Source organism: Pseudomonas sp. A-RE-22, assembly GCF_019956035.1.
GTDB lineage: Bacteria > Pseudomonadota > Gammaproteobacteria > Pseudomonadales > Pseudomonadaceae > Aquipseudomonas > Aquipseudomonas brassicacearum.
The window spans coordinates 32,459-57,177 of sequence record NZ_JAHBCZ010000020.1 but is presented as its reverse complement, the minus strand read 5'-3'; the positions used below and the strand labels follow the sequence as shown (position 1 = coordinate 57,177).

26 protein-coding genes and 1 pseudogene are annotated in these 24,719 nt (G+C 62.0%); 14 read left to right on the top strand and 13 right to left on the bottom strand.

The window, feature by feature from the left end:
• The first annotated feature begins 17 nt into the window (after nucleotides 1-17).
• A complete protein-coding gene (locus tag KGA89_RS11815; protein ID WP_223471630.1) occupies nucleotides 18-554 on the top strand; it encodes a membrane integrity-associated transporter subunit PqiC in 537 nt (178 codons plus the stop codon).
• A gap of 110 nt (nucleotides 555-664) precedes the next feature.
• Here the strand turns inward: KGA89_RS11815 and KGA89_RS11810 are convergent, their stop codons facing one another.
• Nucleotides 665-1,294, bottom strand: a complete 630-nt coding sequence (locus tag KGA89_RS11810) for a glutathione S-transferase family protein (protein WP_223471629.1) — start codon at nucleotides 1,292-1,294, stop codon at nucleotides 665-667.
• Between the two features lie 192 nt (nucleotides 1,295-1,486).
• Between KGA89_RS11810 and KGA89_RS11805 the strand changes: the two are divergent.
• A pseudogene (locus KGA89_RS11805) lies at nucleotides 1,487-1,834 on the top strand (phage infection protein); the annotation flags it as partial.
• A 118-nt stretch (nucleotides 1,835-1,952) separates the two neighbouring features.
• Here KGA89_RS11805 and KGA89_RS11800 read toward each other — a convergent pair.
• The 3 genes from KGA89_RS11800 to KGA89_RS11790 all read right to left on the bottom strand — a co-directional run bounded on the left by KGA89_RS11800 (nucleotide 1,953) and on the right by KGA89_RS11790 (nucleotide 5,165).
• Nucleotides 1,953-3,047, bottom strand: a complete 1,095-nt coding sequence (locus tag KGA89_RS11800) for a DUF1615 domain-containing protein (RefSeq protein WP_223471627.1) — start codon at nucleotides 3,045-3,047, stop codon at nucleotides 1,953-1,955.
• 254 nt (nucleotides 3,048-3,301) lie between these two features.
• Nucleotides 3,302-4,276, bottom strand: a complete 975-nt coding sequence (gene hemB, locus KGA89_RS11795) for a porphobilinogen synthase (protein WP_003200059.1) — start codon at nucleotides 4,274-4,276, stop codon at nucleotides 3,302-3,304.
• Between the two features lie 190 nt (nucleotides 4,277-4,466).
• Nucleotides 4,467-5,165: a glutathione binding-like protein gene (locus tag KGA89_RS11790; protein ID WP_003200057.1), complete on the bottom strand. Its 699-nt coding sequence runs from the start codon at nucleotides 5,163-5,165 to the stop codon at nucleotides 4,467-4,469.
• 319 nt (nucleotides 5,166-5,484) lie between these two features.
• Between KGA89_RS11790 and KGA89_RS11785 the strand changes: the two genes are divergently transcribed.
• Nucleotides 5,485-6,156, top strand: coding sequence for a histidine phosphatase family protein (locus KGA89_RS11785; RefSeq protein ID WP_411740637.1), 672 nt, complete (start codon nucleotides 5,485-5,487; stop codon nucleotides 6,154-6,156).
• A gap of 136 nt (nucleotides 6,157-6,292) precedes the next feature.
• Here the strand turns inward: KGA89_RS11785 and mnmH are convergent, their stop codons facing one another.
• Both mnmH and selD read right to left on the bottom strand, forming a co-directional pair.
• Nucleotides 6,293-7,396 (bottom strand): tRNA 2-selenouridine(34) synthase MnmH, encoded by a 1,104-nt coding sequence (gene mnmH / locus KGA89_RS11780; RefSeq protein ID WP_223471625.1) that lies wholly within the window; start codon nucleotides 7,394-7,396, stop codon nucleotides 6,293-6,295.
• Nucleotides 7,396-8,430 (bottom strand): selenide, water dikinase SelD, encoded by a 1,035-nt coding sequence (gene selD, locus KGA89_RS11775; protein WP_003200050.1) that lies wholly within the window; start codon nucleotides 8,428-8,430, stop codon nucleotides 7,396-7,398. The genes mnmH and selD overlap by 1 nt, the downstream gene beginning before the upstream one ends.
• Nucleotides 8,431-8,730: 300 nt before the next feature.
• Between selD and KGA89_RS11770 the strand changes: the two genes are divergently transcribed.
• The 3 genes from KGA89_RS11770 to KGA89_RS11760 all read left to right on the top strand — a co-directional run bounded on the left by KGA89_RS11770 (nucleotide 8,731) and on the right by KGA89_RS11760 (nucleotide 11,256).
• Nucleotides 8,731-9,681: a nucleoside-specific channel-forming protein Tsx gene (locus KGA89_RS11770; protein ID WP_223471624.1), complete on the top strand. Its 951-nt coding sequence runs from the start codon at nucleotides 8,731-8,733 to the stop codon at nucleotides 9,679-9,681.
• A gap of 46 nt (nucleotides 9,682-9,727) precedes the next feature.
• Nucleotides 9,728-10,753 carry a purine-nucleoside phosphorylase gene (locus KGA89_RS11765; protein WP_223471623.1) on the top strand — a complete coding sequence of 342 codons (1,026 nt, stop codon included), beginning with the start codon at nucleotides 9,728-9,730 and terminating at the stop codon, nucleotides 10,751-10,753.
• 221 nt (nucleotides 10,754-10,974) lie between these two features.
• Nucleotides 10,975-11,256 (top strand): hypothetical protein, encoded by a 282-nt coding sequence (locus tag KGA89_RS11760; protein ID WP_028237657.1) that lies wholly within the window; start codon nucleotides 10,975-10,977, stop codon nucleotides 11,254-11,256.
• A 59-nt stretch (nucleotides 11,257-11,315) separates the two neighbouring features.
• On the opposite strand, the gene KGA89_RS11755 is transcribed toward KGA89_RS11760, so the two are convergent.
• Entirely contained in the window at nucleotides 11,316-11,918 is a 603-nt protein-coding gene (locus KGA89_RS11755; protein ID WP_028237658.1) for an NADPH-dependent F420 reductase, read from the bottom strand.
• Between the two features lie 143 nt (nucleotides 11,919-12,061).
• Between KGA89_RS11755 and KGA89_RS11750 the strand changes: the two genes are divergently transcribed.
• From KGA89_RS11750 to KGA89_RS11740, 3 genes are all read left to right on the top strand, one after another.
• Nucleotides 12,062-12,991, top strand: a complete 930-nt coding sequence (locus KGA89_RS11750; protein WP_223471622.1) for a LysR family transcriptional regulator — start codon at nucleotides 12,062-12,064, stop codon at nucleotides 12,989-12,991.
• A 203-nt stretch (nucleotides 12,992-13,194) separates the two neighbouring features.
• A complete protein-coding gene (locus KGA89_RS11745; protein WP_223471621.1) occupies nucleotides 13,195-13,980 on the top strand; it encodes a hypothetical protein in 786 nt (261 codons plus the stop codon).
• An 86-nt stretch (nucleotides 13,981-14,066) separates the two neighbouring features.
• Nucleotides 14,067-14,654, top strand: coding sequence for a hypothetical protein (locus tag KGA89_RS11740; RefSeq protein ID WP_223471620.1), 588 nt, complete (start codon nucleotides 14,067-14,069; stop codon nucleotides 14,652-14,654).
• Between the two features lie 141 nt (nucleotides 14,655-14,795).
• Here KGA89_RS11740 and KGA89_RS11735 read toward each other — a convergent pair whose 3' ends face one another.
• The 4 genes from KGA89_RS11735 to KGA89_RS11720 all read right to left on the bottom strand — a co-directional run bounded on the left by KGA89_RS11735 (nucleotide 14,796) and on the right by KGA89_RS11720 (nucleotide 18,239).
• The gene (locus tag KGA89_RS11735; RefSeq protein ID WP_223471619.1) at nucleotides 14,796-15,512 is read right to left on the bottom strand and encodes an alpha/beta hydrolase; all 717 of its coding nucleotides are present in this window, start codon (nucleotides 15,510-15,512) and stop codon (nucleotides 14,796-14,798) included.
• A 64-nt stretch (nucleotides 15,513-15,576) separates the two neighbouring features.
• Nucleotides 15,577-16,689, bottom strand: a complete 1,113-nt coding sequence (locus tag KGA89_RS11730; RefSeq protein WP_223471618.1) for a succinylglutamate desuccinylase/aspartoacylase family protein — start codon at nucleotides 16,687-16,689, stop codon at nucleotides 15,577-15,579.
• 49 nt (nucleotides 16,690-16,738) lie between these two features.
• Entirely contained in the window at nucleotides 16,739-17,518 is a 780-nt protein-coding gene (locus KGA89_RS11725) for an ABC transporter substrate-binding protein (RefSeq protein WP_223471617.1), read from the bottom strand.
• Nucleotides 17,519-17,804: 286 nt separating this feature from the next.
• Nucleotides 17,805-18,239 (bottom strand): rhodanese-like domain-containing protein, encoded by a 435-nt coding sequence (locus KGA89_RS11720; protein WP_223471616.1) that lies wholly within the window; start codon nucleotides 18,237-18,239, stop codon nucleotides 17,805-17,807.
• A gap of 101 nt (nucleotides 18,240-18,340) precedes the next feature.
• On the opposite strand from KGA89_RS11720, the gene ftrA reads away from it, so the two are divergent.
• Nucleotides 18,341-19,300, top strand: coding sequence for a transcriptional regulator FtrA (ftrA, locus tag KGA89_RS11715; protein ID WP_013692675.1), 960 nt, complete (start codon nucleotides 18,341-18,343; stop codon nucleotides 19,298-19,300).
• 169 nt (nucleotides 19,301-19,469) lie between these two features.
• On the opposite strand, the gene cobF is transcribed toward ftrA, so the two are convergent.
• Nucleotides 19,470-20,228, bottom strand: coding sequence for a precorrin-6A synthase (deacetylating) (gene cobF, locus KGA89_RS11710; RefSeq protein WP_223471615.1), 759 nt, complete (start codon nucleotides 20,226-20,228; stop codon nucleotides 19,470-19,472).
• A complete protein-coding gene (locus tag KGA89_RS11705; RefSeq protein WP_223471614.1) occupies nucleotides 20,225-20,803 on the bottom strand; it encodes a histidine phosphatase family protein in 579 nt (192 codons plus the stop codon). The genes cobF and KGA89_RS11705 overlap by 4 nt, the downstream gene beginning before the upstream one ends.
• Before the next feature lie 299 nt (nucleotides 20,804-21,102).
• On the opposite strand from KGA89_RS11705, the gene KGA89_RS11700 reads away from it, so the two are divergent.
• The 4 genes from KGA89_RS11700 to KGA89_RS11685 are packed head-to-tail and all read left to right on the top strand — an operon-like array spanning nucleotide 21,103 to nucleotide 24,689.
• A complete protein-coding gene (locus KGA89_RS11700; RefSeq protein ID WP_057447774.1) occupies nucleotides 21,103-21,957 on the top strand; it encodes a MurR/RpiR family transcriptional regulator in 855 nt (284 codons plus the stop codon).
• Between the two features lie 2 nt (nucleotides 21,958-21,959).
• Entirely contained in the window at nucleotides 21,960-22,604 is a 645-nt protein-coding gene (locus tag KGA89_RS11695) for an isochorismatase family cysteine hydrolase (RefSeq protein WP_223471613.1), read from the top strand.
• Nucleotides 22,601-23,953, top strand: coding sequence for a glutamine synthetase family protein (locus tag KGA89_RS11690; RefSeq protein WP_223471612.1), 1,353 nt, complete (start codon nucleotides 22,601-22,603; stop codon nucleotides 23,951-23,953). Before KGA89_RS11695 ends, KGA89_RS11690 begins: the two co-directional genes overlap by 4 nt.
• The gene (locus KGA89_RS11685; protein WP_027912586.1) at nucleotides 23,937-24,689 is read left to right on the top strand and encodes an N-formylglutamate amidohydrolase; all 753 of its coding nucleotides are present in this window, start codon (nucleotides 23,937-23,939) and stop codon (nucleotides 24,687-24,689) included. Before KGA89_RS11690 ends, KGA89_RS11685 begins: the two co-directional genes overlap by 17 nt.
• The last annotated feature ends 30 nt before the right edge of the window (nucleotides 24,690-24,719 follow it).

Genomic DNA, 24,719 nt, shown 5'->3' with positions numbered 1-24,719 from the left:
TCACAGGAGCCCGCCCCATGCCACTGACGCTGAAACTCACCCTGGTTGCCGTGGCATTGCTGCTCGGCGCCTGCCGCAGCGATCCGATCCACTACCACACCCTGAGCCCAGCCCAACCGGCAGGCCAATCGCGCTCCAGCGTGGACATCCAGATTGAACAGGTCAGTGTCCCACCCCAAGTGGATCGCACCCAGATGGTCATTCGCCAGGGCAACAGCGGGTTGGCGATCCTGGAAACCGAATGGTGGGGCGCCAGCCTGGCCGATGAACTGCACAGCAGCCTGGACGAACAACTGGGCAACCCTGGCGCACCGAAATCATTGCTGCGGGTAGACGTGCAACGCTTCGACTCGATCCCTGGCCGCTATGCCCGCATGGATGTGCAATGGCGCCTGCGCAACCTGGGCAACGACGCCCGCCCCCTCACGTGCCGCAGCAGCCTGCAAACCCCAGCGGGCGCCAGTATCGACGAGCTGGTGACAGCGCATCAGGAAAATGTCCGGCAATTTGCCGGCCTTGTTGAACAGGCGGCTGCACGAAAGGCGTGTCCTTGACCTTGTAGGAGCTGCCGAAGGCTCGGGCCGCGTTCGGACGATCTTTTGATCTTTCGCTTGAGACGCAAGCGTCAGGGGAAAGATCGCAGCCTCGCTTCGCTCGGCAGCGCCTACAACGGCCAGTGCAGCGACAGCACCGGCGCAACGCGCGGATGGTGGTCGATGCGCTCCAACAACTCGTGGAACGCTGGGCGGGCGCTCAGCATCGCCTCCCGCGTGTTTCTCCACTTCGTGATCACCGCCGCCAGAATATCCAGCGCCCCCGGTTCGTCACCGCCTAGAAAAGGTCGGGCCGGGAACTGGTCGGCAAACCGCGCCCAATTGAGATACAGCCGTTGCTGCGTGCCGGATATCAATCGCTGCCGAGTCGCTTCGTCCGCCTCGTCCAGCCAGCGTTCCGGAAAATCGATAATGCCGATGGGCGTGTAGCAATTGGCCGCGATGTAGACCAGGCCCCGTATGGCTTGCGCGCGCTGGGCAGGGTCTTGCGGGAGCAGCTTCGATGCGGGAAAGGTCAACCCGAGGTGAATCAGGATTGCGGCCGCTTCGGTCAGCACCGAGCCATCTGGCAACTGCAGGGTCGGCACCTGCTTCAGAGGATTGAGCGCCTCGAGCTCTTTCGCCGCATCGTTGTCTTGCGTCGAATAGGCATCGACCCGCCGATAAGCCACCTCACAGAGACACAGGGCAACCTCCACCGCCGAAGAGCCGGATTGCCTGCAACCGAATAACTGATACATGAACGCACCTCCTGCATAAGCGTTAGCCGATAGAGCCCGCTAGCCTGTCAGTGTTCCATCAAGCTGACCGGCAGCGGGCCAACGAGCTATCACTGCTGTCGATGTTCACCATCATGTCAATGAAGTTCTCTTGATGATCGCCCGGGACAACAATGGCCCCACACAAACCACTGCACCCCGGAGCACACCATCATGAAACGCCAAGTCATCCTCAGCCTCGCTTTCTCTGTACTGGCCGCCAACGTATTTGCCGCCTCGTCCCAACCCGTCGTCGCCGAAGGCGGTTCTGATCGCCTGATCGAAAACCGCGTCGCTGAAGGCGGTGCCGATCGCCTGCTGGAACGTCGTGTCGCTGAAGGTGGCTCCGACCGCCTGATGGAAAACCGCGTCGCTGAAGGCGGTGCCGAACGCCTGCTGGAACGTCGCGTCGCTGAAGGTGGCTCCGACCGCCTGATGGAAAACCGCGTCGCTGAAGGCGGTGCCGAACGCCTGCTGGAACGTCGCGTCGCTGAAGGTGGCTCTGATCGCCTGATCGAAAACCACGCATGAGTTGCCTGGCAGCCTACCCGATACACCGCTTGAGACTGATCCCCCACCAAACCCATCCCCCTAAAAGCCCGGCCTCATCCACCGGGCTTTTTCACGCGCCAACGCCTGGCTAACGCCCCGACGCCCGCGCCATGCACCGCTGATAACGCTCATCCACCCGCTTGGCAAACCACGCCGTGGTCAGCTTGCGCGTGATCTTCGGGCTCTTGAGCACGATTCCCGGCAATACCGCCCGTGGCAACGGCTTACCCTCGGCCTTGTCAGCCAGTTCAAACACGCGCTTGTAGAGCTTGCTGTCCTCGAACGCCAGGCTGTCACCCAACTCCAATTGATCGCGAATGGTCGGGTTGCGCATTCCCAACGACTTGCCCAGCGTGCGCACCGCCAGTTCCGTACTGCCTGGCATGATGGAATCATGGGCAATCAGATCCCCGTCCAGCGCCAGGGAAATGCCCGACGCCACACTCACCGCATGCTGGAAAGCTGCGTTGCGGCTGGCGTACCAGCCAGCATTGAAATCGGCAAAACGATACAACGGCTCGGTGTAGCTCACCGGATAGCCCAGTAAATGCGCGATGCCGAAATACATCCCGCCACGACGACTGAACACTTCGCGACGAATCGAGCCTTCCACCGTATAGGGATAATTGCGCGCATTGGCCTGGGCAAACGCGATGCTGACCTGCATCGGTCCACCGGTGTGCACCGGATTGAAACCGCCGAACAGTGTCTTGCCCAGCGGCACCATGCTGATGAAATCATCGAAAATCTCGCTCAGCTCCTTCTCGCTACGCGCCGCATTGAGCCGATCGCTGTAGCTTTTGCCGTTGGACGAACGCACCTGGAGTGCGCCACTGACCAACAGCTCCGGAATGTGCACCTTCGCCGCCCGGCGGTTGATTTCCTGACGAGCGATCTTGCCCAGCCCCGGCACTGGCGGATCGGATTGGAACGTCGACTCCTGTTCGGTCACCGCCAGGACAGCACAGATGTTCTGCGTGGTAGAGGGAATCTGCTGGGCCGCAAAGGCCACGTAGATATCAGTCGCCCAGCCTTCGCGATCCACAGTCTTGGCCGGCAACAACTGCACAATCTGCTTCTTGACCTCAGCAGGCTGACGCTCAGGCTCCTGCGCCTGACGGCTGCCGCAACCGGCCAAGGCCAGCAGCGCAGCAAGGCTGATCATCAATCGGTTGAATTGCATGGTGCTCCATCGGGTTCGTTATTCCGGAGCAACCATACGATCAAAAGTGGATGCGGGCTATGCCCAATGTGGGAGCGAGCTTGCTCGCGAAGGCGGCGGCACGGGCAACACTGATGCAAGCTGGCCCACCGCTATCGCGAGCAAGCTCGCTCCCACAGGAGAATGGTGGTGTACCTAGAATCTCCTATCATCTAAAACCATGTGGGAATGGCGGTGAACATGGACTCACAGCCAACTCCGGGGGCAGTGCGGGATCAGATCCCGCTCAGCGCCAGGTCCATGGCAAAGTAGGTGAAGATCAGGTCTGCCCCCGCCCGCTTGATGGCGCCAAGGCTCTCGCGTACCACGCGGGCTTCGTCGATGGCACCAGCCTGGGCGGCGAACTTGATCATCGCGTATTCGCCACTGACCTGATAAGCCGACAACGGCAGGTTCGAAGCCTGGCGAATGTCGCGGATGATATCGAGGTAGGCACCGGCCGGCTTGACCATCAGCGCATCGGCACCCTCCTGCTCGTCGAGCAAGGATTCGCGCAATGCTTCGCGGCGGTTCATCGGGTTCATCTGGTAGCTCTTGCGGTCGCCTTTCAACGCGCTGCCGCCGGCCTCGCGGAACGGGCCATAGAGTGCCGAGGCGAACTTGGTGGAATAGGCCATGATTGCTGTCTGGCTGAAGCCGGCTTCATCCAGGGCCCGGCGAATCGCCTGGACCTGCCCGTCCATGGCCGCCGATGGCGCGATCACATCGGCACCGGCTCGGGCCGCCGCCACGGCCTGCTTGCCCAGATTGACCAGGGTCCGGTCGTTGTCCACTTCATCGCCGTGGAGCACACCGCAGTGACCATGATCGGTGTATTCACAGAAGCAGGTGTCGGACATCACGATCATCTCCGGCACTGCGTCTTTGCAGATCCCGGCCATGCGCGACACCAGGCCGCGCTCGCTCCAGGTATCGCTGCCGTCGTTGTCCAGGTGATGGGACACACCAAAGGTCATCACCGACTTGATGCCGGCACGGGCATAGCGCTCGATCTCGCCGGCCAGCTTCGATTCAGGAATGCGTACCACGCCGGGCATGCTCTTGATCGGCACAAAATCATCGATTTCTTCTTCGACGAAAATCGGCAGCACCAAGTCGTTCAAGGTGAACTCGGTTTCCTGGAACAAGCTGCGCAGGCTTGCATTGCGACGCAGACGGCGTGGACGTGCTTCGGGGAACTGGCTGGACATGGGGCTCCTGGGCAGAAATGGGTGCTCGATCACAAAGGGCAAAGCTTATGCCCTGGCCGGCCAGGGCACAAACGGCGGGTGGAAAACAGAGTGTTACCGGCCAGGCAATAATCTACTCGCAAGGTCAGCGAGCCATTGATGCACGTCAGCCGGTGGCTTGTAATCGAATCGGCGAGTCGTCGGGTTTAACTCATTCCGGAATCTTCAACCCGCGCGCCACAGCCGGTCGAGCCAGGAAGCGCTCCAGCACCCGCGTCACATTGGGGAAATTCTGGATACCGACCAAATCACCGGCCTCGTAAAATCCGATCAAATTGCGCACCCAGGGGAACGTGGCGATATCCGCGATCGTATAGCGCTCACCCATGATCCAGTCGCGCCCTTGCAGACGACCATCGAGCACCTTGAGCAGGCGCTTGCTTTCCTCGACGTAACGATCGCGCGGCCGCTTGTCCTCGTAGTCCTTGCCGGCGAACTTGTTGAAGAACCCCAGTTGCCCGAACATCGGCCCGATCCCGCCCATCTGGAACATCAGCCACTGGATCGTCTCGTAGCGCGCCGCCGACTCCTGGGCCAGCAACTGCCCGCTCTTGTCCGCCAGATAAATCAGGATCGCCCCCGACTCGAACAACGCCAACGGCTGGTCGCCCGGCCCATGGGGATCGAGAATCGCCGGGATCTTGTTGTTGGGGTTCAGGGAAAGGAACTCGGGCGACAACTGGTCGTTGCTGGCGAAGTCCACCTTGTGGGGCTCGTACGGCAGGCCGATCTCTTCCAGCATGATCGAGACCTTCACGCCGTTGGGGGTGGGCAGGGAGTAGAGCTGGATCCACTCCGGGTACTGGGCAGGCCACTTCTCGGTGATGGGGAATGGGGTCAAGTCGGGCATGGGGTCGGCTCGGAAATGAAGGAAAGCCCGAGGATAATCCAAGATGTACGGGATGGCATCACTGCCCGTCACGGAATTCACATCGGCCCTTCTTAAATCCGCAACATCCTGTCGCTAACATTCGCCCTACCTCCCAACAGGAGGCCTTACAGTGCACCGGGACCCGCCAGGATCGAACCAAAGGGCTTGAAGGGACTCTGAGCAATGCCCCGAGGATTCAACGCGGCGTAACGACAGGGAAAACACCCGAGGCCAGCCGCTTCGTGGTGCCAGGGTTTGTCAGCCTGACTCAAGAGTGCTGAAGAATAATTATTCGATGATGAACCCACTGAATTTCGCCAGACGCTTCAAACACCGTTCGTGGCTACTGCTGCCGACGCTGCTTGTGGTCTGCGGCCTGGGATTGGCGCTGGAATCCAGCATCAGCCGCGCCCAACCAGCCGACGGCGTGCAGACCCTGGTGTTCCTGCGCCACGCCGAGAAACCCGCCGGTGGCCTGGGCCAACTCAACTGCCAGGGCCTCAACCGCGCCATCGACCTGGCCACCCTGCTGCCGGAAAAATTCGGCAAGGCCGACTACGTGTTCGCGGCCAACCCGACCCGCAATGTCGAAGAGGGCGAGCAGGACAACTCCTACAGTTATATTCGCCCGCTGATGACCATCAGCCCCAGCGCCATCAAGCTCGGGTTGCCGGTGAACATCAATTATTCGGCCAACGACACCAGCGACCTGGCTGACGAACTGCTGCACGACAAGTACCACAACGCCACCATCTATACCGCCTGGTCCCATGGCTACCTGCCGGAGCTGATCAACAAGGTCGCCGGCGAAGCGGTCGGCAAGGAACAAACCATTACCGAAGACTGGGCCTCGGGAGACTTCGATTCGCTGTATGTGCTGACCCTGACCTGGCACAACGGCAAGGCCAGCCTCACCAGCCGGAGCTACAAGCAGGGCTTGGACAATGGCAAGGAAACCTGCCCGACTTGATCAGTCGCTAATTCCCTTTGTGGGAGCGAGCTTGCTCGCGATAGCGTCAGACCCATTGAGATTGATGTGACTGAAACACCGCTATCGCGAGCAAGCCCGCTCCCACAGGAATTGACAGGGGATATGGAACCTGTGGTCACCCTCCCCGGGCCACACGCTCCCGCAGATATTCCAACACCGCCGCCTGCTCCCCCGAGAACTCGATCCGCAGCCCCTTCTTTTCCCGTTGGAACACGTACATCGGGTCGTAATACTCGCGCAGCAAGCCTTCGATCCAACCGCGATGCAAGTCGACGGCGCCGCTGTTGGCCTGCTCGGCCAGGGCGGCTTCCAGGATGTTCATCAGGCGCCGGTGACGGTCACCGCCCAGGCGCTTGTGGATGTTGTCCAGGCTTGCCAGCAACCGCTCGGAAAACAACGAGAAACCTTCGTCGCCATGTACGGCGACAAATTCCGCGCACAGGTCGATGACGTAATCCTGCAGGATCCGCTCGACCCGATGCTCCAGGCTGTCTTCCAGCCAGACCATCGGAACCTGTTGCATGCGCTGGTACAAGGGCAGCGGCAAGGCACAACTGCCGACCGCACGGCTCTCATCTTCAAGCACGAATTGTTCGATGCCACTGGCGCGTTTTTTCAGTACGTCCACGGCCAGGCGGTTTTCAAAATCGATGTTGGAAGGCTGGCCGGTGGCGCGTTTGCCGAAGCTGGAACCGCGATGGTTGGCATAACCTTCCAGATCCAGGCTATTGCTCAGTTGCCCCAGCGCTTCGGTCTTGCCGGTGCCGGTCATGCCGCCCAGCAGCACCAGGTCGCATTGGGCTACCGCCTGCTCGACAGTGTCCAGCAAAAAGGTGCGCATGGCCTTGTAGCCGCCGCCGACCCTGGGGTAATCAATGCCCGCTTCATCCTTGAGCCATTGCTGTACGATCTGCGAACGCAGGCCGCCGCGAAAGCAATACAGCACGCCGTCAGGATGGGTCTTGGCGAACTCGGCCCAGGCCCGGATGCGTTCGGCCTTGATTTCGCCGGACACCAGTTGATGCCCCAGGACAATGGCGGCCTGTTGCCCCTGCTGTTTGTAGCAGGTACCGACACGTTGCCGTTCGCTGTCGGTCATCAACGGCAAATTGATCACGCCGGGGAAGGCCCCCTTGATGAATTCGACCGGGGCGCGCGTGTCCATCATCGGCCGGTCGTTGAGGAAGATGTCGCGGTAATCGGTGATGTCATTGCTCATCAAGACACCTCGACCGCGTAACTCTGTCGCTCGACCAGTTCGCCGATAGGTTCCAGCGCCAGCCCGAGTTCAGCGGCAACCCGCAGGAACTCGGCCTCGCCTTCAGGGGTGACGGCAATCAGCAGGCCGCCGCTGGTCTGCGGGTCGCACAGCACGCGCTTGTGCAGTTCCTGGACCCGACCGACCTTGCTGGCGTAACTGTCGTAGTTGCGCAGCGTACCGCCCGGCACACACCCCTGGTCGAGGTAGTACTCGACACCCGGCAGGCGCGGCACCGCGTCATAGCGGATGCGCGCGGTCAGTCGGCTGCCGTCGGCCATTTCCACCAGGTGACCGAGCAGGCCGAACCCGGTGACGTCGGTCATCGCCGTCACGCCGTCGAGCTTGCCGAAGCGGCTGCCAGGTTTGTTGAGGGTGCACATCCAGTCACGGGCCAGGCCGACGTCGGCGGCGCGCAGCTTGCCTTTCTTTTCCGCCGTGGTGAGGATGCCGATGCCCAGGGGCTTGGTCAGGTACAGGCGGCAACCGGCGGTGGCCGTGTCGTTGCGTTTCATATGGCGCTTTTGCACCAGGCCTGTGACCGCCAGGCCGAAAATCGGCTCAGGCGCGTCGATCGAATGCCCGCCGGCCAGGGGAATACCGGCCTCGTCGCACACGGAGCGACCGCCGCGAATCACTTCCCGGGCAATTTCCGGGGCCAATACGTTGACTGGCCAGCCGAGAATCGCAATGGCCATCAGCGGGTCACCGCCCATGGCGTAGATATCGCTGATGGCATTGGTGGCGGCGATGCGACCGAAATCGAAAGGATCATCGACAATCGGCATGAAGAAGTCAGTGGTCGAGACCACCCCGCGCTCCTCGTCGATGGCGTACACCGCAGCATCGTCCCGGGACGCATTGCCGACCCACAAATTGGGATCAAGGTTCTGCGCACCGCTGCCGGCCAGGATCACTTCCAGTACCTGGGGCGAAATCTTGCAGCCGCAGCCGGCGCCGTGGCTGTACTGGGTCAGGCGAATCGGCTCGCTCATGGGCATACCTCTGGTCAGTCAAGATGGCCGATTCTACCAGCAACACCACCGACTCAGTGCCGCGTCGAGCACATGCTACTGCAACACGTTGGTGCCACTTCATACGACGCTGCCGAATTCGGTGCACCAAGCCTGACCAACAGGACAGGAAAAAAGCCTGAACCCCATGCATTTCAAGCCAATACAAAAAACTGGTACGACATGTGCAAACGTTTGCGCAATCAATCCTACCCAGCGGATCGATGGCTTTTTTTTCAACCACGGAACCCGGGCTTCGGCCCGCACGAACAAGGACTTTCCATGCACTGCACTTCCCGGTGTCGCGCTACACCCGGCGTATTGGCAGCCGCCCTGCTACTGACCGCCGTTACCGGACTACTCAGCACCACGACCCAAGCCCAAACCGCCGAGGCGTCTGCCCAAGGCGAAGCCCTCAGCCCCGAGGCCACCCCCTCGAAAAAAGGTGCCTACCTGTCGGATTGGTACAACCAGGACCTGACGCTCATCGGCAGCAAGGACATCAGCTTCGGCCCGCAACCGGTCGACGATGTCTATCTGGAATATGAATACTTCGGACGCAAAGGGCCCTTCGAGCTCTATGGCTACGTCGACATTCCAAAGATTTTCAACATTGGCAACAGTCACGATAAAGGGGTGTGGGACCACGGTTCCCCGGTGTTCATGGAGCACGAACCGCGTATTTCCATCGACTACCTTGCCGGTCGCAGCCTGGCCATCGGTCCGTTCAAGGAGTGGTATGTGGCGTTCGACTGGATCTACGATCACGGCAGCAACAGCGCCAATCGTGCGAACACCTTGTACAGCGGCCTGGGCACCGACATCGACACCCACTCGAGGGTCAACCTGTCGGCCAACTTCTATGGCCGTTATCAATGGGAAAACTATGGCGCGAGCAATGAATACTCCTGGGACGGCTACCGCGCCCAGCTCAAATACATCGTGCCGATCAGCCAGTTCAGCAACGGCGCCTCGCTGACGTACATCGGCTTCACCAACTTCGATTTCGGTTCGGACCTGCACAAGGACAATCCCGCACGCACCGCCAACGCCACGGTCGCCACCAACGTCCTGCTGTATTCGTTCAAGCACCTGCGCTTTACGCTGGTGGGCCGTTACTTCCACAACGGCGGCAATTGGCAGGACGGCAGTGAGCTTAACTTTGGCGAGGGCAACTTCCGCGCCCGCTCCGATGGCTGGGGATACTACGCCGGGGTTGGCTATCAATTCTGAGCAAACCGTAGAAGCACCACTTCGAATCCATGGAGGTCACGAATACATGATCAATCGCCTGTCTATTTCAATCGGCCTGGCCTGCACGGCCCTGTTCTGCTCGACTGCCGGGGCCGCGCCGCCGCTTCAACCCAAAGTGATGCTGATCACGATGTTCGCCCCCGAGGCACAGAACTGGATCGAACGCCTCGAACTCAAGACTGAAATCCGCGTGCCGGGGCTGTCCGCCGAGTATCCGACGGTCCGCTGCAATGCCGAACGGGTCTGCCTGCTGATCACCGGCATGGGCCAGACCAACGCTGCAGCCTCGACACTGGCCCTGGCGCTCTCCCCCACCGTCGACCTGCGTAAAAGCTATTTCCTGGTGGCCGGGATCGCCGGCATCAACCCGCACCACGGCACGCTTGGCACGACGGCCTGGGCCCATTACCTGGTGGAGTTCGGCACCCAGTGGGAGCTGGATTCGCGGGATGTGCCCAAGGACTGGCCCACCGGCTACCTGGGCATCAATACCAAGGGGCCGAATGAAAAGCCGCCGCTGGACTACAAGACGGAAGTCTTCGAACTCAACCCGGCCCTGCAAGCCAAGGCCTTTGCCCTCAGCCAGAAGGTGAGCTTGGCGGAAAGCAAGGAATCGGCGGCCTGGCGCTTGAAGTATCCGTACGCCCCGGCCAACCAGCCGCCGGTGGTGACCCGCTGCGACACCCTGGCCGGCAACACCTGGTTCTCCGGTACGCGCCTGAGCGAGCGCGCCGAAGTCTGGACCCGCCTGCTCACCGATAACAAAGGTGTCTACTGCACCACCCAACAGGAAGACAACTCCACCTACGAGGCCCTGCTCCGGGCCAGCCGCGAAGGCCGGGTGGACATCAACCGGCTGGCCGTGCTGCGGGCCGGGTCCGATTTCGACCGCCCCGAGCCCGGCGGCAACGAAGTGGACAACCTGCTCAAATATGCCGACCAGGGCGCGTTCGTCCCGGCGCTGGAAAACCTCTTCCGCACCGGCAACCCGCTGGTGCAGGACATTGTGAAAAACTGGTCGGCGTGGAAAGACGGCGTGCCTGGTCTTTGATCAACAGCCGCCCGGCTCTTGGGGAGAAGGGAATGATCTGTGGAGCAAGGCTTGCCCGCGATTAAGTCGACGCGGTCCTTTGTGAACCGAGGCGCCTGCATCGCGGGCAAGCCTTGCTCCCACAGATTGAGGCTAATCTCTACAGATCACTCAATGGAATTTTCCATTGCGGGAAGAATCACTTGAACATCAGCCGTGCGTACCCATCCAGGAGACCGCCGATGTCCCTCGACCCTGCTGCCGACAGCACTCATCTTGACTACGGCCTCGACACGCTGTTTGGTCGTGACACCAAAAGTGTCGACTGCGAGTTCGACGTCAAACGCCTCGATGACGGCGAACCACCCTGGTTCGCGCTGCACGTGCGACCACCACTGCCGAAGGATCTGCATAAGGCCCAGCTCGTGGTGTTCAATGCCGAAGGCCGACGCATCAGCGGCATTGTCCGGCGAGCCAAACGCCTGGCAGACGACAGCCTGCAATTGGACGTGGAACCCGACTGAGTGCTTCAGGCCGGGTTCCCACGCTGATCGAGCGCTTCCTTACGCATGTCGCGAAGTACTCAGTCGAACTTGACCAGGTTCAGCACCGGCAATGGCCCGCCCGGGAATTGAGTCAAGCGTGCGCCAACGCTCAATGGGCCCAGGTCCACGCCGAAGAATCCCAGCCGGGCGATCAACTGCGCGACTTCCCCACGGGCCTGCTCATCGTCGCCAGTCAGGAATAACACGCGCTTGCCGCCTTCGGACGCTGGATCAGCCTCCAGCAGGCGCGCCAACATGTGGTTGAACGCCTTGACCACCCGTGCCCCCGGCACCCATTCGCTGAACACCTTGGTAGAAGCCCGGCCCTGCAGATCAATCGCCTCGAACTCCGGGACTTTGATTGCGTTGTTGGCATCGATCACGATTCGTCCGGCAAAGTCCGGCAAGCCACTCAACGCCTGGGGCAACTTCGGCCAGTTGACGGCCACCAGCACCATGGGTTGGGCAGCGGCTTGCTGCACGGTGCCGGCGCGTACGTTGGGGCCGAGCTCGGTGACCAACCCGGCCAGGCTTTCGGGGCCGCGGCTGTTGGCAATCACGACGTTGATGTTCTGGCGGGCCAAGGCCCGAGCAAATGCACTGCCAATGGCGCCAGCGCCGATGATGCCGATGGTGTCGATGCTGCTCATGTCGTATGTCCTCAAAGTTGGATAACCCTGGGCGGTGATGTCCGCCGTTGAGGTGCATATTGCCCTTGCTATTACGTCATGATTAGCCAGTAATACGTTGAATCATTTTCAAGCATTACTATCAGGCCACTTTGATGGAAAGCCTCGCCAATCTCGAATGCTTTGCCCGCAGCGCCGAAACCGGCAGTTTCTCGGCGGCCGCCAGGTTGCTGGCCCTGACGCCCGCGGCCGTGAGCCGCAATGTAGCAATGCTGGAGCGAAACCTGGGGGTGCGGCTGTTCCAGCGCTCGACCCGCAAGCTGTCCTTGACCGAGAACGGCGAACACTTCCTGGCCAGCATCGGCACGCATCTCGAAGCCTTGCAGGTCGCCATCGGCGCCGTGACCACTGAGCGTGGCGAGCCGGCCGGGGTACTGCGCCTCAGCCTGTCGCCAAGCTTCGGCATCGGCCATGTGCTGCCGTTGCTGCCGCAATTTCTGGCCCTGCACCCGTTGATCCGCCCGCAATGGCATTTCGAGAACCGACGGGTAGACCTGATCGCTGAAGGTTTCGACGCGGCGATTGGCGGCGGCTTCGAACTGACACCTGGCGTGATCTCGCGAACCTTGGCGCCAGCACATCTGGTCGCGGTAGCCAGCCCGGCCTACCTGGCCGCACGCTCCTGCCCCGAACACCCAGAAGACCTGGCCCGCTTCGATAACATCGTGCTGCGCTCCAGCCTCACCGGGCGGGTACGCCAGGCCACGATGCGCAATGCTGCCGGATTGGAGTCGGCGTTGCGGCTGCCTGAATCCATCATTCTCAACGACCCGGTCGCCATGCGCGAAGCCACCTTGCTGGGCCTGGGCATTTCGCTGCTGACCGTGCCGGATGTGCTGCCCTGGCTGGAACGCGGCGAACTGGTACGGCTGCTGCCAGACTGGTACATGGACCTTGGCTTGATTTCCCTCTATTACCCCAGCCGCACGCTGATGCCGACCAAGACTCGCGCCTTTATCGACTTCATCACCGAACACTTCGAGCGTGAGGGATTGGCGCAGCGTTTCAGTGCTGCGCGGGGTTGAGCCCTGGAATCCTTCGTGCCCGCGCTCGCGATGACGTCAGCCCAGACACCCCACCCCCGTGGCGATCGGCTGCTAGTTCAAGTGTGCGCGGGCATATTCGCGAAAAATGTACGATCACCATCTCGAGCAAGCTCGCCCCCACAGTGGGTTTGCGATGCGGGCGGTGCTAACGTGGCGCCTCGACGACTGACAAGGATGACCGCGTGCTGCTGCTCAAATTGCTGGTGATTCCCACGTTCCTGCTGCTGATTTCCCGGGCGGGCAGGCGTTGGGGGCCGAGCGTGGCCGGCTGGCTCTCGGGGTTGCCCGTCGTAGTGGGACCGATCCTGTTGTTCCTGGCCGTGGAACAAGGCGAGCTGTTTGCCGCGCAGTCGGCGACCGCGGCACTGGCGGCGATGTTCGCGATGATCGCTTTCTGCGTGGTGTACGCCCAGGTCGCCCAGCATCGCAACTGGCCCTGGGCGCTGGGCATCGCGCTAGGGGTCTGGGCCTTGGTGGCGTTGATCCTGTCCTGGCTACCGGCTTCGCTGCCGTTGTCGAGCCTGATCGCCCTGGTCGCGCTGCTGGCGGCGCCATATCTGTTCCCGACGGTCCGGCCGGTGATGAACGGGCCGGCGGCCAAATCCGACAAATTGCCGCTGCGCATGATCGCCGGCGCGCTGTTGACCCTGGCGGTGACGCTGCTGGCCAGTACCGTGGGCGAGCGCTGGAGCGGGCTGCTGGCGGTATTCCCGGTGTTGGGCAGTGTCATGGCGGTGTTCTCCCAACAAACCCGGGGACCGGCCTTTACCGCCGCGCTGCTGCGGGCGACGGCCACCGGCATGTATTGCTTCGCCGCCTTCTGCCTGACCCTGGCCCTCGCCCTGCCGGTGCTGGGCATGCCCGCCTTTGCCTTGGGCGTCGCGGTGTCGATGGCCATGTTGCTGGTGACCCGACGCCTGCTGGTGCGGCCACCGCCCGGCGACACCGCACACCTTTCGCCAAAATGACGGTCTCTTCTGCACTGGCGCTGGAGTCAGGTGCGACGCCCATGGGATGATCGGCCTCCAGGCACGACCATCTGTGGAGCGTTTCAATGTCATTGCTGAGTAAACAAGCCGCCGCCCTGTTGCTGGGGGCCATCGCCAGCCTGGTCGTGGTATCCGCCCAAGCGGCCCCGGCCAAACCTGCCGGCGATGCACCGGCGCAGAAAGTGTCGATGCTCGGCGGCAAGTTCACCTTCACCTTGCCCAAGGGCTTCACGGCGACGCCGCTACCCGCTGGTGAAGTGGCCCAGGGCACCGCTGGGGCGACAGGGACGATGTACAGCAATGCCACCAGCAGGACCGTGGTGATTGCCGCTGAGAACACCATCGTCAACGGTACGAATGTGAAGGACGACGATGGTGCATTCCTCGACACCACCATGGCCGACTTCGCCGCCCAACGCATCAAGGCCCTGCCGGACGCCAAGATCCTCAGCGAAAAAAGCCTGACCCAAAAAGGCACCGGCCTGGGCCTGCGTCAGCTCGACACCAGCGCGACCCAGGGCGGCGGGCCAACCCTCGACACCACGTTGCTGGGCGCCTCCGGTACGCACATGGCCGTGGTGCAGGTCATCTCCCGGGCCAGCGACAAGGCCGGTCATGAAGCGTTGGTGAAACAGATCGCCAGCGGTAAATAAGCGCCCCGGAACATGTGGGAATGTGGGAGCCGAGCTTGCTCGCGATGGCGTTGGCACATCCTGGCATTGACGCAAGCTGACCCACCGCTATCGCGAGCAAGCTCGGCTCCCACAGGATTTCCCCACAGGGGCTTAGGGTGGTCAGGGATTGAGCCGCTCCAGCCAGGCCCGCAGGTCCTGCACTTCCAGGGCGCTGATGCTGTGGCCGACGCCCGGGTAGGCATGGAATTCCGGTTCCAGCGCCAGGGTCTTCAGGAAGCTGTTGGCCTCGGTACCATCGTGGTAGGGAATGATCGGGTCTGCCGTGCCATGGCCGATGAACACCGCCAGTGTCCGGCGCGATTCATCTGGGGTCAGTTCCGCCTGCAGCACTGACAGGACCCGCCCACCCATTGCGGCAATACCGCCGACGGCTTCGGGGTGTCGCAGGGCCACTTCGTAGCTCATCATCGCGCCCTGGCTGAACCCTACCAGGTAGACCTTGCTCGCATCGGTCGAGTACTTGGCCCGAGCCTTGTCGATGAAGTCCAGCAGCATCTGACCGCTGGCCTTCAAGTCCGAGGTGTCACCGTCGTAGGCACCGTCGCCCGTCTTCGCGAACCACTGATAACGGTCCTGTTCCATGCTCTTCGGCGCCCGCACCGAGAGGTAGTTGTAATCCCGGGGCAACTCGCTCTTGAGTTCGAACAGGTCCTGTTCGTTGCTGCCGGAGCCGTGCAGGAAGATCACCAGCGGGCGGTTGCCGGCTTGCTCATCGGCTTGGGCCAGGTAGTTGAGCGGCAAGTCCGTGTGCAGCGAGGGTTGGGCTTGCAACCCGGACGAGACCAGCAATAGAAACAGGGCGAGCGCTTTAAACATCAATCTTCCTCCATCGTTCGATAGCCGCACGACAAGAAGCGTGCGGTGAGGTAGACAGCACTTATCAGTCGTTGCTCAATTTCCCCGTACGAATCGGTTCACGCCCGGCGACTTTTGCCTGCCAGATGCCCGGCTGGGTGTAGCGCCCGCGGTCCAGGGCAAACAGCACGCCACTGGTGCCAGCCCGCACGATGGTGACCCGATCATTCAACGGATCGACCACTTCGAACAGCGGATCGCCGCGCTCCACCCATTCACCGGCCTCACGCAGAAAGCTCACCACGCCATGGTGGGGCGCGAACAGGTATTGGGTGCCTTCGAACGGAAAGCCTTCGCAGCATTCGACGGGGGCGGATGGCCAGTCCCCGGCGATAAAACCCTGCTCGGCCAAAAACCCGAGGATGGCTTCACAATTGGCCTGGGCCTGTTCCACGCGAGTGTCGCCCATGCTGCCCAGCTCCAGCGTCGTCGCCAGGTTCGCCGCTGGGATCGACGCCGCCGGAAAGGTTTTGGCCAGGCGCAACCAGGGTGAGGAGCAGGACTCGTCGAACGAACTGCCACCGGAATCTTCACTCAGCAACGCCACCCCGGCCTTCAAGCGTGCGGCCAGGGAGCGCCATTGCGGCCACTGTTGCGGCAAGGCATACAAGTGGATCGCTGCCTCGAAATCGCAATGCAGGTCCAGGGTGATGTCGGCGTCGCAGGCATGGCGCAGCAGCAGGCGATGCAGTGCTTCAAGTTGCGAAAGCGGCGCCGGCAGCTCGTCGAGAACCTGGGCCATGGTCTGGCGGATCAAGGTGATGTTGGCGGCCGGGTCGTCACCCAGCCGATCACCGATGCGTTGCGCCACCGGCGCACTGAGCTCCACGAAAGAGCGGTTGAAATTCTTGCCACTGCCCAGTTCGAAACGCCCCATGTGGGCGCTTTGCAGATGTTGATCCAGGCCGATGGGATTGGCCACCGGCACCAGCTCGATCACCCCTTTGAGCAGGCCTTGCGCCTCGAGGTCGTTGAGCCGCTGCTTCAGCTCCCAGGCAGTACGCATGCCCGGCAGTTCGTCGGCGTGCAGGCTGGCCTGGATATAAACCTTGCGCGGGCCATGGCCGTAACGAAACACACTGAGCCGACGCTCGGTGCCCAGGTGGCTCCATGGCAGGGTATGGTCGATACGTTGCATGAAATCTCCGAATGACTAGGCGTAGGAGCTGTGTAGGAGCTCTTACCGATTAATGCCCGTAGACATCAAAGGCGAAGTATTTGTCCTGCACTTTCTTGTACGTGCCATTGGCGCGGATTTCGCTGATGGCGGCGTTGAATTTGTCGGCCAGGACCTTATCGTCCTTGCGCACCGCAATGCCGGCGCCACCGCCGAAGTATTTCGCGTCTTCATAGGTCGGGCCCACGAAGGCGAAGCCTTTGCCAGCATCGGTCTTCAGGAAACCGTCGTCGAGGTTGACCGAGTCGGCCAGCATGGCGTCGAGGCGACCAGCGACCATGTCCAGGTTGGCTTCCTGTTGGGAGCCGTAGCGCACCAGGTTGATCCCGGCGGGCACCAGCACTTCGGTGGCGAAACGGTCGTGGGTACTGGCGCGCAGCACACCGACTTTCTTGCCCTTGAGCTCGGTCAGCGGGTCCTTGACCTCGGAGCCTTCCTTCATCACGAACCGTGCCGGGGTGTGGTAGTACTTGATGGTGAAATCGACGTTTTTCTTGCGATCGTCGGTGATGGTCATGGACGACAGGATCGCATCGATCTTCTTCACTTTCAGCGCGGGGATCAGGCCATCGAACTCCTGCTCGACCCAGGTGCACTTGACCTTCATCTGCTCGCAGAGGGCATCGCCGATATCGACATCGAAGCCGGTCAGCTTGCCGTCGGGGGTTTTCATCGAAAAAGGCGGGTAACCGGCTTCGATCCCGAGGCGGATCGGCTTGGCCTCTTCGGCCACGGCCGACAGGGACAATACGGACAGTGCCAGGGCACCGAACATGGCTAGCTTGTTCATTTTCGCTCCTGAGTGCGCAGGTATTTTATTGATCGTTATAGGCAGATTCGTAGGCAGCGTTCGGTCAGCAAAAACCGAAGTGGCCGGGAGTCTAGAGGGGCACTCGGGAGGGGAATTATGTTGAGGCGACAAATATTTATAAAAAGCCACTAATGCCGTGTTGTAATGCCGAAGTTCTGTAGGAGCGAGCTTGCTCGCGATCGCGGTGCGTCAGCGTGCCTCAATGCCGAATGTGCCGCCGTCATCGCGAGCAAGCTCGCTCCCACAAAAAGCTGTTTGCGCTGTCTCAGCAGTCGCAGCTGATCGCCTCCTCCGCCATGCGCTCCACTGTGCCGCTCAGGCGAAAGCCTTCATCGAGCCAGCCCATGACGCCGCCGATCATTTCCTTGACCGGGTAGCCCAACGTTGCCAGGCGCACTGCCGCCTTGTTCGCGCCATTGCAATGCGGGCCGGCGCAATACACCACGAACAGGGTGGTCTTGGCATAGGCGGCCAGTGCCTGGGCGGTGAGCGTGCGGGTTGGCAGGTTGATCGCCCCGGGTACGTGGCCGCGTTCGTAGGCCAGTGGTCCGCGTACATCCACCAGCACAAAATCGATATCGCCGGCCTGTTGGCTGGCGTGAACGTCGGAACAATCAGTTTCGAATGTCAGGCGACGGCTGAAATGCTGCAGGGCGATATCGGAGGGGGCAGCAGGCACTTCGCGAACCAGGCTGGTCATGGGCGTGTACTCCAGGATAGATAAGGCGTGAAGAGACTTTATCCCCCCGATGCTTACCGCTACAGTGGCGCACAAGACACTCTGTGGGAATTTTCCGCCAAATGCAGCCTAACCCTGGTCTGGTCGCGATTCTTGCCTACGACGGCCTGTGCACGTTCGAATTCGGTGTCGCCGTCGAGATCTTCGGATTGGAGCGACCGGAATTCGATTTCCCCTGGTACACGCATCGGATCGTCGCGGTCGATGACGGCCCGATGCGCGCCATGGGCGGCTTCCAGGTATTGGCCGATGGCGGTATGGAACTGCTCGAAACCGCCCGGACCATCATCGTGCCAGGCTGGCGCAACCGCAGCGAACCACCGTCCCAGGCGTTGCTCGAAGCACTGCGCAGGGCCCACGCCCGTGGTGCGCGCCTGCTGTCGATCTGCTCCGGTGCCTTCGTACTCGCCGCCGCCGGGTTGCTCGACGGCCTGGGCGCCACGACTCATTGGCGCTACGCCGACGAACTGGCCGCAAGCTTTCCGGCCGTGCGGGTAGACCCGGATGTGCTGTACGTGGATTCAGGACAGGTCATCACCTCGGCGGGCAGCGCCGCCGGTATCGATGCCTGCCTGCACCTGGTGGCACGGGACTATGGCGTCCAGGTCGCCAACGCCGTGGCACGCCGGTTGGTGATGTCGCCGCAACGTACGGGCGGGCAGGCGCAGTTCATTCCCTCGCCGGTCAGCCGCACGCCACGCAGCGACCTGTCGAGTGTCATGCAATGGGCCCGCGAACGCCTGCACGAACCCCTCGGGGTGCGCGAACTGGCCAGCCAGGCGGCCATGAGCGAACGCACCTTCCTGCGCCATTTCACCCAGGCCTGCGGCGTGTCGCCCAAGGCCTGGCTGCAACATGAACGCTTGGCCCGGGCCCGCGAGTTGCTGGAAAGCACCGGGGACAACACCGACAACATCGCGCAACTGTGCGGCTACCGCTCGGTGGAAAGCTTTCGCGTGGCGTTTCGCAGCGTCGTCGGGTTGGCGCCGTCGGTGTATCGGGAGCGGTTTGGGCGGGGGTAAATAGCCTACTGGTGATGAAGCTGTCGAACGCTGCTGTGGTGAGGGCATATATGTGGGAGCAAGGCTTGCTCGCGATATGAGCGCCTCGATTTCTGGAAGACCGCATCGCCTGTATCGCGGGCAAGCCTTGCTCCCACATGCCCTCTCGCCACAGGTTGATGTGCAAGCGTCATTGAGGTTTACGCAACAAATAAGTATCCATGATCCAACCATTGACCTTGCGCGCGGCCTTGCGGGTGCGCTCGATGTCATCGGCCACGTCCCCCAGGCGGCCGGCGATAAGGATTTCATCCGGCGTCCCCACATAGGCTCCCCAGTAGATGTGCGTATCCGGATCGCTCACCTGGCGATAGGCGTCCTCGGCATCGAGCATCACCACCACACTCGTCGAGTCGCCCACCTGCCCCGCCGCCAACCGGCGTCCGGTGGTGATTTCCAGCGAACCGCCAATGCGGTTCAACGGCACTTTGTGCCGGGCCGCCAGAGCCTGGACGCTGGTGATGCCGGGGATCACCTCGAATTCGAAGGCGCAGCGGCCCGCATCGAGGATCGCCTGCAGAATGCGCACGGTACTGTCGTACAACGCCGGATCGCCCCACACCAGAAAACCACCCCGTTGACCGTCGGACAGTTCTTCATTGATCAAGCGTTCGAAGGTGGCCTGTTTAGCGCGGTTCAACGCTTCGACGCTGTCCTTGTAGTCCAGGTCGCCGCGTTGGCGTTCCGGGCTGTAGGCTTCGACGAAACGGTAGGTGCGATCAACGATGTAGCGCCGACAGACTTCGCGCCGCAGGTCCAACAGTTTGTCCTTGGCCGGGCCCTTGTCCATGAGAAAGACCACGTCCAAGCGGTTCAAGGCTTTCACTGCCTGCATCGTCAGGTGATCCGGATCGCCGGCCCCAATGCCGATGACTGACAATTTCTTCATCGCGACGACTCCTGGCCAGGTCCCTGGGTGCGTAATCGCCATACGCCGTTGAAACGCAATTCGAGGGTGGACAACGGTTCAATGTCGATCCGGTTGAATGTGGCGGCCGGGCAACCCAAGACATTCACCAGGGCTGCGCGGATCACGAAGGGGTGGGTGACGGCCAGCAGATGTCCTGGCCGGGTTTCCAGACTGGCCAGCCAACCCCCGACACGGCGACACAACTGGGCGACAGATTCACCACCATGGGGAGCCGCCTCGGCATCGTCGAGCCAACTCTGCAGGGCTTGCGGTTCAGCCTGGAGCAAGTCATCGATGGACAACCCGCCCCAGCGTCCCAGATCGCAATCGGCCAGGGCCTGGTCCTGCTCGGGCTCGGCGCCGAACAACGCGGCGGTCTGGCGCGTGCGCAGTTCCGGCCCGCACAGCAGTTGCCGGATATTTCGGTAGCGATGCTCGACCTGCGCGCGGCATGCCAGCCAGTCGGCGTCCAGTGGTTCGTCCAGGCCAAAGCGCGCCTGCTTCTGGGCGACGGTGCGGGCGTGGCAGATCAAGGTCAGACGAGTGGCTTGCACACTGGATTCTCAGGCAATCGAAAAGGTCGCATGGGCGGGATATTCATGCTTTTAGTTGTACAGCACCTTATACGAAATCAAATAAATGAGACAAAAAGGCGTTATGTCCGACATCGCCAGAAGTATCGACTGACATACCTGGTCTACCCAGCCGGGACCAACTCCTACAAGGGTTTCGCACAATATTCGAGCATTTTAAACGGAACGTAAAAACCACTGGACATGTAGCACCAGCTACATAAATACTGTTTCCAGGAGTTATGAAAGAAATTCAACACCCATCCTGGCAAGGAGCACGGATGCCACCTCTCAGAGACCTGATCACCGATCCCGGCCTGGTTTTGACGCCGTCGGAACGCAAGGTCGTACGTGCCCTGCTCGATCACTACCCACGCAACGGCCTCGGCCCGATGTCACGCCTGGCAGACCATGCCGGCGTCAGCGACCCGACCATCGTGCGGCTGGTGAAAAAACTCGGGTTTGGCGGTTACGCCGAATTCCAGGATGCCCTGCTCAGTGACATGGACCATCGCCTGCGCTCCCCCCGCACCCTGTTGAAACCGCGGGCCAAATTGCAGCAAGGCGATACCTGGAGCCAGTACCTGGCCGCCAGTCAACGCCACCTCATCGACACCCAGGCCCTGACTCAACCCGAAGACGTGCGCATTCTCGTGCAGTGGTTGCTCGACAGCCGCCACCAGGTGCATTGCTTCGGCGGGCGCTTCAGCAGCTTCCTGGCCCACTACCTGCTCAACCATTTGCGGCTGTTGCGCGCCGGCTGTTTCGCCCTGGAAGACAACGCCCAACTGCCTGACCGGCTGTTCGACGTGCAGCGCCAGGATGTGGTGCTGATCTTCGATTACCGTCGCTACCAGGCCCAGGCCCTGCGTGTGGCCAGCGCGGCCAAGGAGCGCCACGCCCGCGTCGTGCTGTTCAGCGACGTCTACGCTTCGCCGTTGCGCGAGTTGGCCGACCTGATCATCAGCGCCCCGGTGGAATCGATCTCGGCCTTCGACAGCCTGGTGCCAGCGCTGGCCCAGGTCGAGGCACTGATTGCCTGCCTGACCCTGCAATGCCCCGAGCTGGCCGAACGCCTGGAAGGCATCGATGCCTTGCGCACGGAATTCAACACACATCTGTTGGAGGAAAAATAAGGATGTTCTCGCTCCCCCACCACTCGCCCCGGGATTTGCCGTTCACCTGCCAGCACACCGCCTTGCTGCTGGTGGACATGCAACGCGCCTGGCTGGAACCGCAATTCGATGCCCACCTGCACACTCGCGAGGCCGAGTATTTCATCCAGCGAGCCCGCCAGCAGGTCATCCCCAACCAGCAGCGCTTGCTCAACGCGATGCGCGAAGCGCAGCACAACGTGTTGCACACCCACATCGAAAGCCTCACCGCCGATGGCCGCGACCGTTCCCTGGATCACAAGCTGTCGGACATGCACCTGCCCAAGGGCAGCCCCGAGGCGCAGATCATCGCCGAACTGGCGCCGCTGGAAAACGAAATCGTGCTGCCCAAGACCTCCTCAGGGGTTTTCAATTCCACCAACATCGACTATGTGCTGCGCAACCTGCAGACCCGCCACTTGATCGTCGCCGGCATCGTCACCGACCAGTGCGTCGACATGGCCGTGCGCGACGCCGCCGATCGCGGCTACCTGGTCACGCTGGTGGAAGATGCCTGCGCCACCTACACCGAACAACGGCACCTGGCGTGCCTGAACGCGATCAAGGGCTATTGCTGGATCACCGATACCGACACCGTGCTCGCGCGTTTGCAGGAGATGCAGCCATGAGCCGCCTCGATCCTGCCGCCGTCCTCGCCCCGTTGCCCGTCACAACCCTGGTGACCACCGACCTGATCGGCGTGACCCGTGGGCGCTCGTTTCCCAGCGATGAATTGCCCCACTACGTCACCGCCGGTTGTGGCTGGGTGCCGGCCAACAGCGCGCTGACGCCCCAGGACATCATCGCTTCGACCAACCCCTGGGGCGCCTATGGCGACCTGCGACTGGTGCCGGACCTGTCCAGCCGGGTGACCGTCAACAACGGCCCCGACGCCCAGGCGCCCGTCCTCGACTTTATCCATTGCGATGTACGCGAGACCGACGGCCGGCCCTGGAACGCCTGCCCGCGCACGCTGTTGCAGAACGAAGTGGAGCGTTATCGCGCCGAACTGGGCTTGCAGGTTTTCGCCGCGTTCGAGCATGAATTCAACCTGATTGCCACGCCTGCGCAGCCTGATCGCCTGGCCTTCAGCCTCCAGGCCCAGCGCCAGCAGGCCGAATTCGCCGGATGGTTGCTCAGTGCCCTGAGGGCCGGCGGTGTCGAGCCGGAAATGTTCCTGCCGGAATATGGCCAGCATCAATACGAAATCACCTGCCGCCCGACTTTGGGCGTAGCCGCCGCCGACCGGGCCGTGAACGTACGGGAAATCACCCGCGAGATCGCCCGGCAAATGGGCCTGGACCTGAGCTTCGCCCCCAAGACCGCGGAAAACGCCGTGTGCAACGGCGTGCATTTGCACCTGAGCCTGCAGGATCTGAGCGCGGACCCGGTGCTGCATGACGCCGCCAGCAGCAACGGCTTGTCCAGCCTCGGCCAGCATTGGGCCGCTGGTGTGCTGCACTATCTGCCTGCACTGTGTGCGCTGACCGCGCCGACACCGGTGTCCTACGAACGCCTGCAGCCTCATCACTGGAGCGCGTCCTATGCGTGCCTGGGACAGCGCAACCGCGAAGCGGCGCTGCGCATCTGCCCGACCGTAAGCCTGAGCGGCAAACCGCTGGCGAACCAGTACAACCTGGAGTTCCGCGCCATGGACGCCACCGCTTCGCCGCACCTGGCGATGGCAGCGCTGTTGATCGCCGGGCGACTGGGCATCCAGCAACGACTGGCCCTGAACGCTGTCACTGATGAAATACCCGATGAGCTGGATGAAGCACAACGGCACGCCCGTGGCATTATCGCGCTGCCGACATCCCTGGCCCAGGCACTGGACTGCCTGCGCCACAGCGGGGCGCTGCTTGAGACCCTGCCCGGCCCGCTGGTTGAAACCTACTTCGCCTTGAAGGCCCAGGAGCTGGCCTTGACCGAGGCGCTGTCACCTGCCGAGCGTTGTGAGCACTATGCACGAATCTATTGAGTGTGCTGAATCGGGCCTCTACACCAGGCCACCCTACCGACTGGCCCGGGAGGAATCCGAACACCCGGTGCTGCTGGTGTGCGAACACGCCAGCCGCTTCATTCCCGATGCGCTGAACGACCTGGGGCTGGATGAAACGGCCTCCCAGGAGCACATTGCCTGGGACATCGGTGCCCTGGCCTTGGCCGAACGCCTGTCCGAAACCCTCGGCGCAACGTTGCTGTCGGCCAATTACTCACGGCTGTTGATCGACCTCAACCGCCCGCTGCACGTGCCCGACAGCATTCCGGCCCAGAGCGAGATCTACCAGGTTCCGGGTAACCATGCCCTGGACGAAGCCACTCGCGAATATCGCCAGCAGCGCCTGTTCCATCCCTTCCACGAACGGTTGCAGGCGTTGATCGACCAGCGCCTGGCCGCCAACCGACCGGTGCGCGTGGTGGGCATCCACAGTTTCACCCCGGTGTTCTACGGCCAGCCGCGCGCCCTGGAAGCGGGCGTGCTGTTCGGCGAAGCCAAGGAATACGCCCAGCACATCGTCGACGGGCTGGGCCGGCATTCGCTGCGGGCGGCGGGCAACCAACCCTACAAGATCAACCCCCTGACCGACATGACGGTCCCGGTGCACGGCGATGGCCGCGGCCTGGATTCGGTGTTGATCGAAGTGCGCAACGACCAACTGCGCAGCCCCGAAGCGGTACGAACCTGGAGCGCCTACCTGGCGCCCCTGCTGTAGCGCGGCAGCGGCAAGTTTCCTGCGACAGAC